We start from the raw sequence: 15557 nt of genomic DNA on the forward strand, positions 1-15557 counted from the left end.
TTGCCATTCACCACTTTGTGATGGCAGAAACAGAAAGGTATCAACAGGTCGATACTTTTACTGTAGCCGTGTAAAAACTCCCGGACGAGGTTGCTTACAGGGAGTCTCCCAAAACTGATTAGGGTTGACGGCAATGAAAACACGTAAAATTGGACTCGCAAATTATTTTGCTTACGGGTCAGGGGACTTCCTCGGGGCGGGGACTACCGCCCTGACGGCCGCCTGGCTTTTGTATTTTTATACCACCTTCTGTGGACTCACACCGATTGAAGCAACCTTTATCTTCGCTGCCGCAAGGGTGCTGGATGCGGTTGTCAGCCCGTTAATGGGCTTTTTGACCGATAACTTTGGCACCACCTGGCTGGGCAAGCGTTTTGGCCGTCGTAAGTTCTTCATCCTGCTCGGTATTCCCTGCGTTTTCAGCTACTCGCTGATGTGGGTAGGGGACATGAGTTTCTGGTACTACCTGCTGACCTATCTGATCTTTGATATCGTCTACACCATGATCCTGGTGCCGTACGAAACGCTGGTGCCGGAGATGACGGACGATTTCAAACAGAAAACAAAATTCTCCGGGGCGCGTATCTCTATGGCGCAGATGTCCGCCATTCTGGCCTCCTTCCTGCCGGGGATCCTGCTCACGCATTTCGGCAAAGACAACGCGATCTCCTTCTTCTATGCAAGCCTGGTCTTCTCCGTACTCTGCGCGCTGATGCTTACTTTCGTCTGGTTCTTCACCTGGGAGCGTCCGCGGGAAGAGTGGTCTGAAGCGGCCCTGCGTGCCGAGGAAGAGAAGAAAAAGCTGACCCTGGGCCAGAGCCTGAACCGTCTTTTTGTCGAATTAAGTTCGACGCTGCGCATCAAGATTTTCCGGCAGCATCTGGGGATGTACCTTGGCGGCTACATCGCACAGGATGTCTTTAATGCGGTGTTCACCTATTACGTGGTATTTGTGCTGATGCAGGAGGCGTCAATGGCGTCCAACCTGCTGGGCACGATGGCCATCTTCCAGTTCCTCGCCGTGATCGGCATGATCCCGCTGTGCATTCGCTTCGGACCTGCGCCGTCTTACCGCATGGTGGTCGTGCTGTTTGGTCTGGCCTCGCTCTCTTACGCGGTGCTTTATTACGCGGGCCTGAGCGACGTTTACGCTCTGCTGCTGCTGATCTCTGCGGTTGCCGGTCTTGGCCGCGGGGGTATCAACTACGTACCGTTGAATACCTACACCTACATTGCTGACGTGGACGAAGTGATCACCGGTCAGCGTCGCGAAGGGATCTTCGCGGGCATCATGACGCTGACCCGTAAAGCGTCTCAGGCCGGTGCGGTGATGCTGGTGGGGATCGTGATGCAGATGTCGGGCTTTGTCAGCGGGCAAAAAGTGCAGCCTGCGGAAGTGAGCCACACCATTCTTATGATCCTGAGCGTTGGCACTATTCTGGTGCTGTTCTGCGGCTTCCTTGTCTCCCTGCGCTTCAAACTCAATTTGCAGACTCACAGCACCCTGCGTGAAGAGACCGCGAAAATGCGCGAGTCCGGCCATGCGATGCCAGAGGCGGTGACCCCGCAGGCCCGCGCTACCGTGGAGATGCTGGCCGGTATGCCGTATGAATCCCTGTGGGGCAACAACAACATCGGTTATCTGAATCGCAATAAGCCGGCGGCCCCTTCGCTGAAGGATCGCGCGGTACTGAATTCGACATACAACAGAGGTTAAGATGATGAAAGTTTGGCCTGTCAAACATAGCCCGTTACTGCGTCAGCCTGAGCGCTTTATCGCCAGGGATGAGCTGAAATCGCTGATTCAAAAGGTGACGCATAACCTGGTCAATATCCACGACAAAACGGGTGAGTTTTTGCTGCGGCTGGACGACGGGCGCGTGATCGACACCAAAGGCTGGGCCGGATGGGAATGGACCCACGGCGTCGGTTTATACGGTATCTGGCAGTATTACTGCCAGACCGGTGACGAAGGCATGCGCGAGATTATCGACAGCTGGTTTGCTGACCGTTTCGCTGAAGGCGCAACCACCAAAAACGTGAATACCATGTCGCCGTTCCTGACGCTGGCGTATCGCTACGAAGAGACCAAAAACCCTGCCTGGCTGCCGTGGCTGGAAAGCTGGGCGGAATGGGCGATGAATGAGATGCCGCGCACCGAACATGGCGGCATGCAGCACATCACCCTGGCGGAAGAGAACCATCAGCAGATGTGGGATGACACGCTGATGATGACGGTGCTGCCGCTGGCGAAAATCGGCAAGCTGCTGAACAAGCCGGAGTACGTCGAGGAGGCGATCTATCAGTTCCTGCTCCACGTACAGAACCTGATGGATCGGGAGACCGGACTGTGGTTCCACGGCTGGAATTACGACGGCAATCACAACTTTGCCCGGGCTCGCTGGGCGCGCGGCAACAGCTGGCTGACCATCGTGATCCCGGATTTCCTCGAGCTGGTGGATCTGCCGGAAAACAACGCCGTTCGTCGCTATCTGGTGCAGGTACTGAACGCGCAGATCGCCGCACTGGCAAAATGTCAGGACGAGAGCGGATTGTGGCATACGCTGCTGGACGATCCTGATTCTTATCTGGAGGCGTCGGCCACGGCAGGGTTTGCCTACGGCATTCTGAAAGCCGTGCGCAAGCGTTATGTCGGCGCAGAGTACGCAGAGGTGGCGGAGAAAGCGATTCGCGGCATCGTGCAAAACATCTCGCCGGAAGGGGAGCTGCTGCAAACGTCCTTCGGGACGGGGATGGGGAGCGATCTGGCGTTTTACCGCCAGATACCGCTGACCTCGATGCCGTATGGCCAGGCAATGGCGATTCTGTGTCTGACGGAATATTTGCGGAAATATTTCTGATAATAAAAAACCCGGCGCTCGCCGGGTTTCTTTTTTACATACGTTCTACGGTTTCGATACCCAGGGTATCCAGACCGAGCTTCAGTGTCTTCGCCGTCAGCTGCGCCAGCTTCAGGCGGCTGTGACGCACCGCTTCGCTCTCGGCAGAGAGGATAGGGCAGTGTTCGTAGAAGCCAGAGAACAGACCGGCCAGATCGTACAGGTAAGCACACATAACGTGCGGCGTACCGTCACGCGCGACCACGGAGAGCGTCTCTTCGAACTGAAGCAGGCGGGCAGCCAGCTGTGCTTCACGATCTTCGGTAAGGGTCACCGTGGCATTCGCCAGCACGCTTTCGTCGATATTGGCTTTACGGAAGACGGAGAGTACGCGGGTATAAGCGTACTGCATATATGGCGCCGTGTTGCCTTCAAACGCCAGCATGTTGTCCCAGTCGAAGATATAGTCGGTGGTACGGTTCTTGGAGAGATCCGCGTATTTCACCGCGCCGATCCCAACCGCGTTAGCCAGTTTCTCCAGCTCGTCAGCAGGCATATCCGGGTTCTTCTCGGCCACCAGGCGACGCGCGCGTTCCAGCGCTTCATCCAGCAGATCGGAAAGCTTCACGGTGCCGCCCGCACGGGTTTTGAACGGCTTACCGTCTTTACCCAGCATCATGCCGAACATGTGATGTTCCAGCGGCACGGAATCCGGCACATAACCCGCTTTACGCACGATAGTCCACGCCTGCATCAGGTGCTGGTGCTGACGGGAGTCGATGTAATACAGCACGCGATCCGCATGCAGGGTTTCGTAACGGTATTTCGCACAGGCGATGTCGGTGGTGGTGTAGAGATAGCCGCCATCCTTTTTCTGGACGATCACACCCATCGGTTCGCCTTCCTTGTTTTTATACTCATCAAGGAACACCACCGTTGCGCCTTCGCTTTCCACCGCCAGATTTTTAGCTTTCAGGTCCGCCACAATGCCTGGCAGCATCGGGTTATACAGGCTTTCACCCATCACGTCGTCACGGGTCAGGGTCACGTTCAGACGGTTATAGGTGAGCTGATTCTGGGACATGGTAATATCCACCAGCCTGCGCCACATCTCGAGGAAGTACGGGTCGCCGCCTTGAAGTTTCACCACGTAGCTGCGCGCGCGCTCGGCGAAGGCTTCATCTTCGTCATAGTGCTTTTTGGCTTCACGGTAGAAACCTTCCAGGTCTGCCAGCGCCATTTCGCCTGCGTTTTCCTGCTGCTGCTTTTCCAGATACGCGATCAGCATGCCGAACTGCGTGCCCCAGTCGCCTACGTGGTTAGCGCGGATCACCTTGTGACCAAGGAACTCCAGGGTACGCACCGCCGCGTCACCGATGATGGTGGAGCGCAGGTGACCGACGTGCATCTCTTTCGCCACGTTTGGCGCGGAGTAGTCAACCACCACGGTCTGCGCTTCTGGCTGAGCCACGCCCAGACGGTCAGACTTCAGCGCCGCGTCAACGTGGCTTGCGAGGAATGCAGGCTCAAGGAAAATGTTGATAAAGCCTGGACCGGCGATTTCGGTTTTGCTGGCGATGCCGGTGAGATCCAGATGCGTCAGTACCTGCTCAGCGAGCTGTCGCGGCGGCATGCCCAGTTTTTTAGCCACTGCCATCACGCCATTAGCCTGATAGTCGCCAAACAGTACTTTCGCTGACTGACGAACCTGTGGTTCGCAATCCGCAGGCGCACCTGCGGCAATCAGTGCCTGACTGACTTTTTCTGAGAGAAGAGCCTGAATATTCACCTGGATACCTTACGTTTTTGATGCGGGTAAAAAACACCCACGCCAGTTTAAGAATTTAGGGCGGGAGTATACTGCAAATGCCTTCGGGCGTCAGCCCTGCGGGGGGCGAAGATCGCTCAGAATCCAGGCGAAGACGGTATGCATAATCATGCAGTCGAAAAAACCGTGATTCTGCGGTTGGTCGACAGAGGGCAACAGAGTAAATTAGCGGCTTTGCGACACGAAACGAGACTGACCTATGGCGAACTGGCATACCATTGACGAACTGCATGATATTTCCGCAGATTTACCGCGCTTCACTCAGGCGTTCACAGAACTTGCCACCCGTCTCGGGCTGGATATCGCGCCGCTTGAGGCCGATCACATCTCTTTGCGCTGCCACCAGAATGCCACCGCCGAACGCTGGCGGCGTGGCTTTGAGCAGTGTGGAGAACTGCTGTCGGAGAATATCATTAACGGTCGCCCGATCTGCCTGTTCAAACTTCACGCGCCGGTAACGGTGGCGCACTGGCAATTCACCGTTGTGGAACTGCCCTGGCCAGGAGAGAAGCGTTATCCGCACGAAGGCTGGGAGCATATCGAAATTGTTCTGCCTGGGGAGCCCGAGACGCTGAACGCCCGTTCGCTGGCGCTGCTTTCCGACGAGGGGTTAAGCCAGCCGGGTATTTTCGTCAAAACCAGCTCGCCAAAAGGGGAGCGCGAACGCTTACCGAACCCTACGCTTGCCGTAACGGACGGCAACGTGACGGTGAAATTCCATCCCTGGACTATCGAGCAGATCGTCGCCAGCGAAGCGTAAGCATTGTGAGCGTCGATCCAGACACCAATCGGGCAACGTGCCACGATGGTACGTTGAGTGAAATTTAAGGAGGATGACATGGCGCTGCTGGAAATTTGTTGTTACAGCGTGGAGTGTGCCGTCACTGCGCAACGGCACGGGGCCGATCGCATCGAGCTTTGCGCGGCACCTAAAGAAGGGGGATTAACCCCGTCCTTTGGCGTGCTGAAATCAGCCCGCCAGGCCATCACCATTCCGGTGCACCCGATTATTCGCCCGCGCGGCGGTGATTTTTGTTATACGGCGGGTGAGTTCAGTGCCATGCTTGAGGATATCGCCCTCGTCCGTGATTCCGGTTTTCCGGGGCTGGTGATCGGTATGCTGGACGAAGACGGCAACATCGATCTTCCGCGTATGCGTCAGGTCATGCGCGCCGCCCGGGGGATGGCGGTCACTTTTCATCGTGCGTTCGAAATGTGTCAGGATCCGATACAAGCCTTTGATACGCTGGCAGAAATGGGCGTGGCGCGCGTTCTGACGTCGGGCCAGCAGTCCTCGGCTGAAAAAGGACTGAAATTAATTACGGAACTAAAAGCACATTCCGGTGTTCCAATAATCATGGCGGGCGCAGGAGTACGCGCCAGCAATCTGGAACTGTTTTTAAACGCAGGGGTGGAAGAGCTGCACAGCTCGGCGGGTAAATGGATACCTTCACCCATGCGTTATCGCAATACAGGGTTGTCAATGTCGACGGATGCTGAAGCGGATGAGTACTCGCGCTACGGTGTGGATGGAGAGTCGGTTGCGGTAATGAAATCGTTGATTGAACGTCATCACGTGTAGCAACGTACCGATTTTTACCGCGCATCATGTCGCCCAATATGATGCTTGCTTGTACCAGGCCCCTGCAAATTACACAGGGGCCTTTTTTTCTTTTTTGCCCGGTGGCGCTGCGCTTACCGGGCCTACGAAATCACGCGTAGGCCGGGTAAGGCGCAGCCGCCACCCGGCTAAAGGCTACGGCTTGGTCGCAATCAATACCGCACGCATCGGGGCCGGATAGCCTTCGATGGTTTTACTGTGATCGTCCGGGGCGAGGAATTGCTCCAGCGATTCGGTGATCATCCAGTCGGTGCGGCGCTGTTCCTCAACTGACGTCACGCACACATCGGCGATGCGTACATCGACAAATCCACATTTCTCCAGCCAGTTCTTCAGCGCCAGCGCGGAAGGGATGAAGTAAACGTTGCGCATCTGCGCATAGCGATCGCCCGGCACCAGAACGGCATGTTCATCGCCTTCGATGACCAGCGTTTCCAGCACCAGTTCGCCGCCGCTGACCAGCTGATCTTTCAACTGCCAGAGATGCTCCAGCGGGGAACGACGGTGGTACAGCACGCCCATCGAGAAAACGGTATCAAACGCTTTCAGGGCAGGGAGTTGCTCGATACCCAGCGGCAGCAGGTGCGCACGCTGGTCGTTACCCAGCAGCTTACGCACCGCTTCAAACTGGCACAGGAACAGCTGCATCGGATCGATACCGACGGCCAGATGCGCGCCTGCGCCGATCATGCGCCACATGTGATAGCCGCTACCGCAGCCCACGTCCAGAATGGTGCGCCCGGTCAGGTCGGATAAATGCGGCAGAACGCGATCCCACTTCCAGTCGGAACGCCACTCGGTGTTGATGTTTACGCCGTACAGCGAGAACGGCCCTTTGCGCCACGGCATCAGGTTACGCATCAGCGTTTCGATGCGGTTGATCTGCCCGGCCGGGAGCGGCTCTTCGCTCTCCGCCGTCACGCTGTGCAGTAAATCCAGACGATGAGGCGTCAGTTCAGGCAGAAACTCCACGGCGTTGGACCACTGCTTCAACAGACCATGCTGCTGATCGCGCTGCCAGGTGGCAATTTGCGCAGGCAGGGTTTCCAGCCAGTGGGAAAGGTGGTTTTTGGCAATCAGCTGATAGAAATTACCGAACTCGATCATGCTGCGTCTCCGGCTTTAAGCGCCACCAGAGAACCAAAGTTAAAGCACTGGAACCACAGTTCGCTGTGTTCAAATCCGGCTTTGCGCAGGCGCGCTTTGTGGGTTTCTACGGAATCCGTCAGCATGACGTTTTCAAGCATGCTGCGCTTCTGGCTGATCTCCAGCTCGCTGTAGCCATTTGCACGCTTGAAATCATGGTGCATGTTGAACAGCAGTTCGCCCACGCTGGCGTCTTCAAAGCTGAATTTCTCAGACAATACCAGCGCGCCGCCCGGGTTCAGGCCCTGATAAATTTTATCCAGCAACCGCTGACGATCGTCCGGCACCAGGAACTGAAGGGTAAAGTTCAGTACCACCATCGAGGCGTTCTGGATGTCGATATCGCGGATATCGCCTTCTACCACCTCCACAGGCGTAGGGGCTTTATACGCGTCAATGTGGCGACGGCAGCGTTCGACCATGGCCGGTGAGTTATCGACAGCCACAATCTTGCAGCCTTCGTGATGAACGTTACGACGAATGGACAGCGTTGCCGCTCCCAGCGAACAGCCCAGGTCATAGACCTGCGTGCCGGGTTGAACAAAACGCTCCGCCAGCATGCCGATCATGGAGATAATATTGGAATAACCGGGAACAGAGCGCTGGATCATATCCGGGAAGACTTCGGCTACCCGTTCATCAAAGGTCCAGTCGCCCAGGCTGGCGATAGGCGCGGAAAAAAGCGTGTCGCGATCTGACATAACGTAAAAATCCGGGAAAAATAAAGGGGCATATTGTGCGCTAATGGAAGGAGAAAACCAACTCCCACGGCATATACCAAAGGTTAGCCAGCACCATCAGCAAAAGCGAGCACCAGGTCGCGCTCATGCCAGAACGACGCCAGCGGATCAGGCGGTGGTGAAAACCATAATAATGCATCAAACGCCCAGCTATCAGCAGCAGCCCACAGACGTGCACCATCCAGGTTTCTGCGCCATCCATCTCCATTAACAGCAGTAAAATTAACGCGACGGGAATGTACTCGACCGCGTTGCCGTGGATGCGGATTGCGCTTTGTAGCTCAGAAAAGCCCCCGTCACCGTACGAGACGCGGTACTGCATTCTCAGGCGCACAACATCAAATGAAAACTTAATCAGCAGTAATGCACCTAACACCGCATACAGCGCGCTGACCATACTAACTCCCTGTTTTTGGCAGATGGCACGTCTCTATGATAGGGGGTGATTTCAGAAAAGAGAAGATTGTTGTGGGATGGACGGCGCGGGGCCAACCGACGGAACCGCCTGCTGCAAGGCCTGCCAGAGAGCATCGACCAGTTCAGGCGCCTGTGCGATATCCGGCGTATGTAAAAAAAGGTACGGCGTGGTGGTGTGCTCCCATTTCGCCAGCGTTTGCAGCCAGACGGCGAACATCTCCTCATTTTGCTGCATGTTATCGCTGCCGATAAACCGGACCATCGGGTTCTGTGCCGTTACGATCGCGTGGACGGGCACTTTCGGTTTTTTTCGCTGGGCATCAACAACGGCTTCGCTGTGCGGGATTGCGCTATGTACGGGGCGGCTGTCGAGGATCACGCGGTTGACCGATCGTTCATGCAGGCCGCGATTGAGCGCTTTCTCCACGTCGCCCTTGGCAAAGAATTCCGGATGCCTTACTTCTACGCCGTAGGTGAAGCCATGCGGCAGGGCGTCGAGAAACTGCCAGAGGGCAGGCAGGTCGCGCGGGCCAAACGTGGCGGGAAGCTGGAGCCAGTACTGGCCAATACGGTTGGCCAGAGGCGACATCCGGGTGAAAAACTCGTGGGTTAAATCATCGCAGTTGCGCAGCGCGGCGTTGTGAGAGATGGTCGCCGGGAATTTAAAGCAAAAGCGGAAGTCGTCGGTGGTTTGCTCGCGCCAGCGTTCGACGATCTCCGCGCGGGGCAGAGCGTACAGCGTGGTATTGCCCTCAACGCAGTTAAAGTGTCGGGCATACTCTTCAAGGCTGGTAATACCCAGGCGCACCCATTTCGGGTGCGACCACTGGGGCAGGCCCACGTACATCATAGCGCGTTGAGGATCTCATCCGTGCTGCGCACGCGACCGATACGCGGGAAGATATGGGTCATGCTGCCCTGGTGCTGATCCGCAGAGGCTGCGCTGCACGCATCTTCCGCGATCACCAGGTTAAAGCCCAGCTCCCAGGCGTTACGGGCGGTGGATTCCACACCGATGTTGGTGGAGATCCCGCACAGAATAATAGTGTCGATCCCGCGACGGCGCAGCTGGAGCTCCAGGTCGGTGCCGTAGAATGCGCCCCACTGGCGTTTGGTGACTTCTATATCGCTGTCGCGTTTACCGAGCGAGACAGGATATGTCCACCAGTTGTCCGGCAGCGCCTGCGCCGGGGCCTTGGCATCAACCGGCTGCTTTAACGCTTCGGCGAAATCAGCGGACCAGCCGACGCGCACCATAACAACAGGCGAGCCGCTGGCGCGGCATTTTTCTGCCAGGCGCGCAGCGCGGCTGACCACATCGTCAGCGGTGTGCGGACCACCGGCAAAAGGCAGAATGCCTTCCTGTAAATCAATGACCACAAGGGCGGTTTTGGTGGCATCAAGTGTAAACATCGTCACTCCCGTCAAATGATTGCTTTTCTACACCTTACGACGTGATGGCCTGTTATCGGTCGGATAATTTTGTTAATTTTTGTGAGAATAGGCAATAAGAGTTCAGCAAACGCGCGTCAGGCCGTGCTTCGCTCTTATCGTGCGGCAGAATTTCCAGTATAATAGCCGCCTTTTTTCATCCAGTTGTGACATACAGAAAGCTGCGACATCGTAGCCTGCGAGACAGGCGACAATCAGCCTGCGGCTAATTAAGGGATATCTCATGCGTACAGAATATTGCGGGCAGCTGCGTCAGTCCCACGTCGGGCAGCAGGTCACCCTGTGTGGTTGGGTCAATCGTCGTCGCGATCTTGGTAGCCTTATCTTTATTGATATGCGTGACCGCGAAGGTATCGTTCAGGTGTTCTTCGATCCGGATCGCGCTGATGCGTTGAAGCTGGCTTCTGAGCTGCGCAATGAGTTCTGCATTCAGGTGACGGGCACCGTGCGTGCGCGTGACGAGAAAAACGTCAACGCCGACATGGCGACCGGCGCTATCGAAGTGCTGGCGTCCGATCTGACGATCATCAACCGCGCGGAAGCGTTGCCGCTGGACTCCAACCACGTCAACACCGAAGAAGCGCGTCTGAAATACCGCTACCTGGATCTGCGTCGCCCGGAAATGGCTCAGCGCCTGAAAACCCGTGCGAAAATCACCAGCCTGGTGCGCCGTTTTATGGATGACCACGGTTTCCTTGATATCGAAACCCCGATGCTGACCAAAGCCACGCCGGAAGGCGCGCGCGACTACCTGGTGCCATCTCGCGTCCATAAAGGCAAATTCTACGCGCTGCCGCAGTCACCACAGCTTTTCAAACAGCTGCTGATGATGTCCGGCTTCGATCGCTACTATCAGATCGTGAAATGCTTCCGCGACGAAGACCTGCGCGCTGACCGTCAGCCAGAATTTACCCAGATCGATGTGGAAACCTCCTTCATGACCGCTGAGCAGGTGCGTGAGGTGATGGAAGCCCTGGTGCGTAGCCTGTGGAACGACGTGAAAGGCGTTGAGCTGGGCGATTTCCCTGTCATGACCTTCGCGGAAGCCGAGCGTCGCTACGGTTCTGACAAACCAGACCTGCGTAACCCGATGGAGCTGGTGGACGTGGCAGACCTGGTGAAAGCCGTTGAGTTCGCGGTCTTTGCTGGCCCGGCTAACGATCCGAAAGGCCGCGTGGCTGCCCTGCGCGTTCCGGGCGGTGCTGCCCTGAGCCGTAAGCAGATTGACGACTACGGCAACTTCATCAAGATCTACGGCGCGAAAGGTCTGGCCTATATTAAAGTAACCGAGCGTGCAAAAGGTCTGGAAGGCATCACCAGCCCGGTGGCGAAATTCCTGAATGCGGACATCGTGGAAGCGATCCTTGAGCGCACCGGCGCGCAGGACGGCGACATGATCTTCTTCGGCGCAGACAACAAGAAAGTGGTTGCGGATGCGATGGGCGCGCTGCGTCTGAAGCTCGGCAAAGACCTGAACCTGACCGACGAAAGCAAATGGGCGCCGCTGTGGGTAATCGACTTCCCGATGTTCGAAGACGACGGTGAAGGCGGCCTGACCGCGATGCACCACCCGTTCACCTCGCCAAAAGAGATGACGGCGGCAGAGCTGAAAGCAGCGCCGGAAGACGCGGTGGCAAACGCCTACGATATGGTCATCAACGGCTACGAAGTGGGCGGCGGTTCCGTGCGTATTCACAGCGGTGAAATGCAGCAGACCGTGTTCGGCATTCTGGGCATTAACGAGCAGGAGCAGCGCGAGAAGTTTGGCTTCCTGCTGGACGCCCTGAAGTACGGTACCCCTCCGCACGCGGGTCTGGCCTTCGGTCTTGACCGTCTGACCATGCTGCTGACCGGCACCGACAACATCCGTGATGTGATCGCCTTCCCGAAAACCACCGCAGCGGCGTGTCTGATGACTGAAGCGCCAAGCTTTGCCAACCCGGCCGCGCTGGCTGAGCTGGGCATTGAAGTGGTGAAGAAGGAAGAGAAAAACTGATATGGCATATAAGCGTCCCGTTTCGGTTCTGGTGGTCATTTATGCAGAAGACACGAAGCGGGTGCTGATGTTGCAGCGGCGCGACGATCCGGATTTCTGGCAGTCGGTTACCGGCAGCCTGGAAGAGGGGGAGACCGCGCCGCAGGCCGCCGCGCGTGAAGTAAAGGAAGAGGTCGCCATTGACGTTGCTCGCGAGCAACTGACCCTGAAGGACTGTCAGCGCACGGTGGAGTTTGAAATTTTTAGCCATTTACGTCATCGCTATGCACCGGGCATTGAGCGCAATACGGAATCGTGGTTCTGCCTTGCGCTTCCCCATGAGCGGGAGATCGTGTTCACGGAACACCTGACCTACCGCTGGGTGAATGCGGCGGATGCCGCCGCACTGACCAAGTCGTGGAGCAACCGGCAGGCGATTGAAGAATTTGTAATTAACGCTGCCTGAGAAGGCGCGATTTTTGGAGAACTTTTTATGGCAGGTCATAGTAAGTGGGCCAACACCAAACACCGCAAAGCGGCACAGGATGCCAAACGCGGTAAAATCTTTACCAAAATCATTCGTGAGCTGGTGACAGCGGCGCGTCTGGGCGGCGGCGATCCGGCCTCTAACCCACGTCTGCGCGCAGCGGTGGATAAAGCCCTGTCTAACAACATGACGCGTGACACCCTGAACCGTGCCATCGCACGTGGCGTGGGCGGTGATGAAGACGCGAACATGGAAACCATCATTTATGAAGGTTACGGTCCTGGCGGTACGGCGGTGATGGTTGAGTGTCTGTCCGACAACCGTAACCGTACCGTTGCGGAAGTGCGCCACGCGTTCACCAAAACCGGCGGCAACCTGGGCACTGACGGTTCCGTAGCGTACCTGTTCAGCAAAAAAGGCGTCATCTCCTTCGAGAAAGGCGACGAAGATGCGATCATGGAAGCGGCGCTGGAAGCCGGTGCGGAAGACGTGGTGACCTACGACGACGGTGCTATTGATGTTTACACCGCATGGGAAGAGATGGGTGCCGTGCGCGATGCGCTGGAAGCGGCTGGCCTGAAGGCGGATAACGCTGAAGTCTCCATGATCCCGTCTACCAAAGCGGACATGGATGCGGAAACCGCACCGAAACTGCTGCGTCTGATCGACATGCTCGAAGACTGCGACGACGTGCAGGAAGTGTATCACAACGGTGAAATCTCTGATGAGGTTGCAGCGACTCTCTGATGAGAGCCTGTAAACCGTTTACGGGAGACGCGTGATGTCGATTATTCTCGGGATTGACCCCGGCTCACGCGTCACCGGCTATGGCGTTATCCGTCAGGTGGGACGCCAGCTAACCTACCTCGGCAGCGGCTGTATTCGCACCAAAGTGGACGATCTGCCGTCGCGCCTGAAGCTCATCTATGCGGGCGTGTCGGAGATCATCACCCAGTTCCAGCCGGACTATTTCGCCATCGAGCAGGTCTTTATGGCGAAAAACGCTGACTCGGCGTTAAAGCTCGGTCAGGCGCGCGGCGTGGCGATTGTTGCCGCCGTGAACCAGGATCTGCCGGTGTTTGAGTACGCGGCCCGTCAGGTTAAGCAGACGGTGGTGGGCATTGGTAGCGCGGAGAAAAGCCAGGTGCAGCACATGGTGCGTACCCTGCTGAAGCTCCCTGCGAACCCGCAGGCTGACGCCGCCGATGCGCTGGCCATTGCGATTACCCACTGTCACGTCAGCCAGAATGCGATGCAAATGAGCGAGTCGCGGCTCAATCTGGCGCGAGGCAGGTTACGATAATGACAAATCAGGTTGGATGTTTATCCAGCCTTTTTTTATTATGTCGGCAGATAATTTCTTCCAGAACGCAGGAGCGTCACGTGATAGGCAGACTCAGAGGCATCATCATTGAAAAACAACCCCCGTTAGTGCTGCTGGAAGTGGGTGGCGTGGGCTATGAAGTCCATATGCCGATGACCTGCTTCTACGAGCTGCCGGAGGCGGGCAAAGAGGCGGTTGTCTTTACCCAGTTTGTGGTGCGTGAAGACGCTCAGCTGCTGTACGGCTTCAATAACAAACAGGAACGCACCCTGTTCCGCGAATTGATTAAAACCAACGGCGTCGGGCCGAAGCTGGCCCTGGCGATTCTGTCCGGTATGTCAGCGCCACAGTTTGTGAACGCCGTTGAGCGTGAAGATCCAGCTGCGTTAATTAAACTTCCGGGCATCGGGAAGAAAACCGCCGAGCGCCTGATTGTCGAGATGAAGGACCGCTTCAAAGGTCTGCATGGCGATCTGTTCACGCCGGCAGCCGATCTGGTGCTGACTTCCCCGGGCGCGCCTGCATCGGATGATGATGCCGAGCAGGAAGCGGTTGCCGCGCTGGTGGCGCTGGGCTATAAACCTCAGGAGGCCAGCCGGATGGTGAGCAAAATTGCTAAACCGGATGCCAGCAGTGAAACTCTGATTCGTGAAGCGCTGCGCGCTGCATTGTGAGGTAAAGGATGATTGAAGCAGACCGCCTGGTATCGGCAGGCACTATTCAGCCAGATGACGTGGTGGATCGCGCGATCCGTCCCAAACTGCTGGATGAGTACATCGGCCAGCCGCAGGTTCGTTCTCAGATGGAGATTTTCATCCAGGCGGCAAAGCTGCGCGGCGATGCGCTCGATCACCTGCTGATTTTTGGTCCGCCGGGGTTAGGTAAAACCACCCTGGCGAATATCGTCGCCAATGAAATGGGCGTTAACCTGCGTACCACCTCCGGCCCGGTACTGGAGAAAGCAGGGGACCTGGCGGCGATGCTGACCAACCTCGAACCGCATGACGTGCTGTTTATCGATGAGATCCACCGCCTGTCGCCGGTGGTGGAGGAAGTGCTCTATCCGGCAATGGAGGATTACCAGCTGGATATCATGATCGGTGAAGGCCCGGCCGCGCGCTCGATCAAAATCGATCTGCCACCGTTTACCCTGATTGGCGCCACGACGCGCGCCGGCTCGCTGACCTCACCGCTACGCGACCGTTTTGGTATCGTGCAGCGTCTTGAGTTTTATCAGGTGCCCGACCTTCAGCATATTGTGGGGCGCAGCGCGCGCTACATGGGGCTGGATATGAGCGAAGAGGGGGCGTTTGAAGTGGCGAAGCGCTCCCGCGGTACGCCGCGTATTGCCAACCGCCTGCTGCGCCGGGTGCGTGACTTTGCCGAGGTGAAGCACGACGGCACCATATCGGCCGAGATCGCCGCCCAGGCGCTGGATATGCTGAATGTCGATGCCGAAGGCTTTGACTATATGGACCGTAAGCTGCTGCTGGCGGTGCTGGATAAGTTCTTTGGCGGGCCGGTAGGACTGGATAACCTGGCGGCGGCAATTGGCGAAGAGCGTGAGACTATCGAGGACGTGCTGGAGCCGTATCTGATCCAGCAGGGCTTCTTACAGCGTACCCCGCGTGGTCGTATGGCGACGGTGCGGGCGTGGAATCATTTCGGTATTACGCCGCCCGCGATGCCGTAAGCAGCGATAAATTGTAGCCCCGGTAAGCGAAGCG

The 15557-nt window shown here is 56.9% G+C and carries 16 protein-coding genes; 10 read left to right on the plus strand and 6 right to left on the minus strand.

The window, feature by feature from the left end; all coding sequences use genetic code 11:
- Nucleotides 1-133: 133 nt before the first annotated feature.
- Nucleotides 134-1717 (plus strand): MFS transporter, encoded by a 1584-nt coding sequence (locus H2Z33_RS17610; RefSeq protein ID WP_063134711.1) that lies wholly within the window; start codon nt 134-136, stop codon nt 1715-1717.
- A 4-nt stretch (nt 1718-1721) separates the two neighbouring features.
- Complete coding sequence (locus H2Z33_RS17615) at nt 1722-2861, plus strand: glycoside hydrolase family 105 protein (RefSeq protein ID WP_026080697.1); 1140 nt, start codon at nt 1722-1724, stop codon at nt 2859-2861.
- A 34-nt stretch (nt 2862-2895) separates the two neighbouring features.
- Here H2Z33_RS17615 and argS read toward each other — a convergent pair whose 3' ends face one another.
- Complete coding sequence (gene argS, locus H2Z33_RS17620; RefSeq protein ID WP_063134710.1) at nt 2896-4629, minus strand: arginine--tRNA ligase; 1734 nt, start codon at nt 4627-4629, stop codon at nt 2896-2898.
- Between the two features lie 238 nt (nt 4630-4867).
- Here argS and H2Z33_RS17625 point away from each other — a divergent pair, with 238 nt between their 5' ends.
- Together H2Z33_RS17625 and cutC are read left to right on the plus strand one after the other, a co-directional pair.
- On the plus strand, nt 4868-5428 hold the full coding sequence (locus tag H2Z33_RS17625) for a VOC family protein (RefSeq protein WP_032648766.1): 561 nt from the start codon (nt 4868-4870) through the stop codon (nt 5426-5428).
- A 78-nt stretch (nt 5429-5506) separates the two neighbouring features.
- A complete protein-coding gene (gene cutC, locus H2Z33_RS17630) occupies nt 5507-6250 on the plus strand; it encodes a copper homeostasis protein CutC (protein WP_063134709.1) in 744 nt (247 codons plus the stop codon).
- Nucleotides 6251-6424: 174 nt separating this feature from the next.
- Here cutC and cmoB read toward each other — a convergent pair whose 3' ends face one another.
- From cmoB to H2Z33_RS17655, 5 genes are read right to left on the minus strand one after another with little or no spacing between them, the layout of a single operon-like run.
- Nucleotides 6425-7396 (minus strand): tRNA 5-methoxyuridine(34)/uridine 5-oxyacetic acid(34) synthase CmoB, encoded by a 972-nt coding sequence (gene cmoB / locus H2Z33_RS17635; RefSeq protein WP_063134708.1) that lies wholly within the window; start codon nt 7394-7396, stop codon nt 6425-6427.
- Nucleotides 7393-8136, minus strand: coding sequence for a carboxy-S-adenosyl-L-methionine synthase CmoA (gene cmoA, locus H2Z33_RS17640; RefSeq protein ID WP_003859735.1), 744 nt, complete (start codon nt 8134-8136; stop codon nt 7393-7395). The genes cmoB and cmoA overlap by 4 nt, the downstream gene beginning before the upstream one ends.
- A gap of 40 nt (nt 8137-8176) precedes the next feature.
- Nucleotides 8177-8572, minus strand: a complete 396-nt coding sequence (locus tag H2Z33_RS17645) for an MAPEG family protein (RefSeq protein WP_003859737.1) — start codon at nt 8570-8572, stop codon at nt 8177-8179.
- Between the two features lie 51 nt (nt 8573-8623).
- Entirely contained in the window at nt 8624-9442 is an 819-nt protein-coding gene (locus H2Z33_RS17650) for a DUF72 domain-containing protein (protein WP_032669630.1), read from the minus strand.
- Nucleotides 9439-10005, minus strand: coding sequence for a hydrolase (locus H2Z33_RS17655; RefSeq protein ID WP_063134706.1), 567 nt, complete (start codon nt 10003-10005; stop codon nt 9439-9441). The genes H2Z33_RS17650 and H2Z33_RS17655 overlap by 4 nt, the downstream gene beginning before the upstream one ends.
- Nucleotides 10006-10267: 262 nt before the next feature.
- Here H2Z33_RS17655 and aspS point away from each other — a divergent pair, with 262 nt between their 5' ends.
- The 6 genes from aspS (at nt 10268) to ruvB (ending at nt 15523) form a co-directional block, all read left to right on the plus strand.
- The gene (gene aspS, locus H2Z33_RS17660; protein WP_017384352.1) at nt 10268-12040 is read left to right on the plus strand and encodes an aspartate--tRNA ligase; all 1773 of its coding nucleotides are present in this window, start codon (nt 10268-10270) and stop codon (nt 12038-12040) included.
- Between the two features lies 1 nt (nt 12041).
- A complete protein-coding gene (nudB, locus tag H2Z33_RS17665; protein ID WP_006811037.1) occupies nt 12042-12485 on the plus strand; it encodes a dihydroneopterin triphosphate diphosphatase in 444 nt (147 codons plus the stop codon).
- 27 nt (nt 12486-12512) lie between these two features.
- Complete coding sequence (locus H2Z33_RS17670; RefSeq protein WP_003859747.1) at nt 12513-13253, plus strand: YebC/PmpR family DNA-binding transcriptional regulator; 741 nt, start codon at nt 12513-12515, stop codon at nt 13251-13253.
- A 34-nt stretch (nt 13254-13287) separates the two neighbouring features.
- Nucleotides 13288-13809, plus strand: a complete 522-nt coding sequence (gene ruvC / locus H2Z33_RS17675; RefSeq protein WP_003859749.1) for a crossover junction endodeoxyribonuclease RuvC — start codon at nt 13288-13290, stop codon at nt 13807-13809.
- A gap of 80 nt (nt 13810-13889) precedes the next feature.
- Nucleotides 13890-14504, plus strand: coding sequence for a Holliday junction branch migration protein RuvA (gene ruvA, locus H2Z33_RS17680; protein ID WP_003859751.1), 615 nt, complete (start codon nt 13890-13892; stop codon nt 14502-14504).
- Between the two features lie 8 nt (nt 14505-14512).
- On the plus strand, nt 14513-15523 hold the full coding sequence (ruvB, locus tag H2Z33_RS17685; protein WP_003859753.1) for a Holliday junction branch migration DNA helicase RuvB: 1011 nt from the start codon (nt 14513-14515) through the stop codon (nt 15521-15523).
- The last annotated feature ends 34 nt before the right edge of the window (nt 15524-15557 follow it).

Origin of the sequence: Enterobacter sp. YSU (assembly GCF_016082135.1) — a bacterium.
Classification (GTDB): Bacteria; Pseudomonadota; Gammaproteobacteria; order Enterobacterales; family Enterobacteriaceae; genus Enterobacter; species Enterobacter hormaechei_C.

Excerpts from the sequence above, each read along its gene's own strand:
- ruvC (WP_003859749.1), top strand. The coding sequence starts at position 13,288 with ATGTCGATTATTCTCGGGATTGACCCCGGCTCACGCGTCACCGGCTAT.
- H2Z33_RS17625 (WP_032648766.1), top strand. The coding sequence starts at position 4,868 with ATGGCGAACTGGCATACCATTGACGAACTGCATGATATTTCCGCAGAT.
- H2Z33_RS17650 (WP_032669630.1), bottom strand. The coding sequence starts at position 9,442 with ATGATGTACGTGGGCCTGCCCCAGTGGTCGCACCCGAAATGGGTGCGC.
- ruvB (WP_003859753.1), top strand. The coding sequence starts at position 14,513 with ATGATTGAAGCAGACCGCCTGGTATCGGCAGGCACTATTCAGCCAGAT.
- nudB (WP_006811037.1), top strand. The coding sequence starts at position 12,042 with ATGGCATATAAGCGTCCCGTTTCGGTTCTGGTGGTCATTTATGCAGAA.
- cutC (WP_063134709.1), top strand. The coding sequence starts at position 5,507 with ATGGCGCTGCTGGAAATTTGTTGTTACAGCGTGGAGTGTGCCGTCACT.
- H2Z33_RS17655 (WP_063134706.1), bottom strand. The coding sequence starts at position 10,005 with ATGTTTACACTTGATGCCACCAAAACCGCCCTTGTGGTCATTGATTTA.
- cmoB (WP_063134708.1), bottom strand. The coding sequence starts at position 7,396 with ATGATCGAGTTCGGTAATTTCTATCAGCTGATTGCCAAAAACCACCTT.
- cmoA (WP_003859735.1), bottom strand. The coding sequence starts at position 8,136 with ATGTCAGATCGCGACACGCTTTTTTCCGCGCCTATCGCCAGCCTGGGC.
- H2Z33_RS17615 (WP_026080697.1), top strand. The coding sequence starts at position 1,722 with ATGAAAGTTTGGCCTGTCAAACATAGCCCGTTACTGCGTCAGCCTGAG.
- H2Z33_RS17645 (WP_003859737.1), bottom strand. The coding sequence starts at position 8,572 with ATGGTCAGCGCGCTGTATGCGGTGTTAGGTGCATTACTGCTGATTAAG.
- aspS (WP_017384352.1), top strand. The coding sequence starts at position 10,268 with ATGCGTACAGAATATTGCGGGCAGCTGCGTCAGTCCCACGTCGGGCAG.
- H2Z33_RS17610 (WP_063134711.1), top strand. The coding sequence starts at position 134 with ATGAAAACACGTAAAATTGGACTCGCAAATTATTTTGCTTACGGGTCA.
- H2Z33_RS17670 (WP_003859747.1), top strand. The coding sequence starts at position 12,513 with ATGGCAGGTCATAGTAAGTGGGCCAACACCAAACACCGCAAAGCGGCA.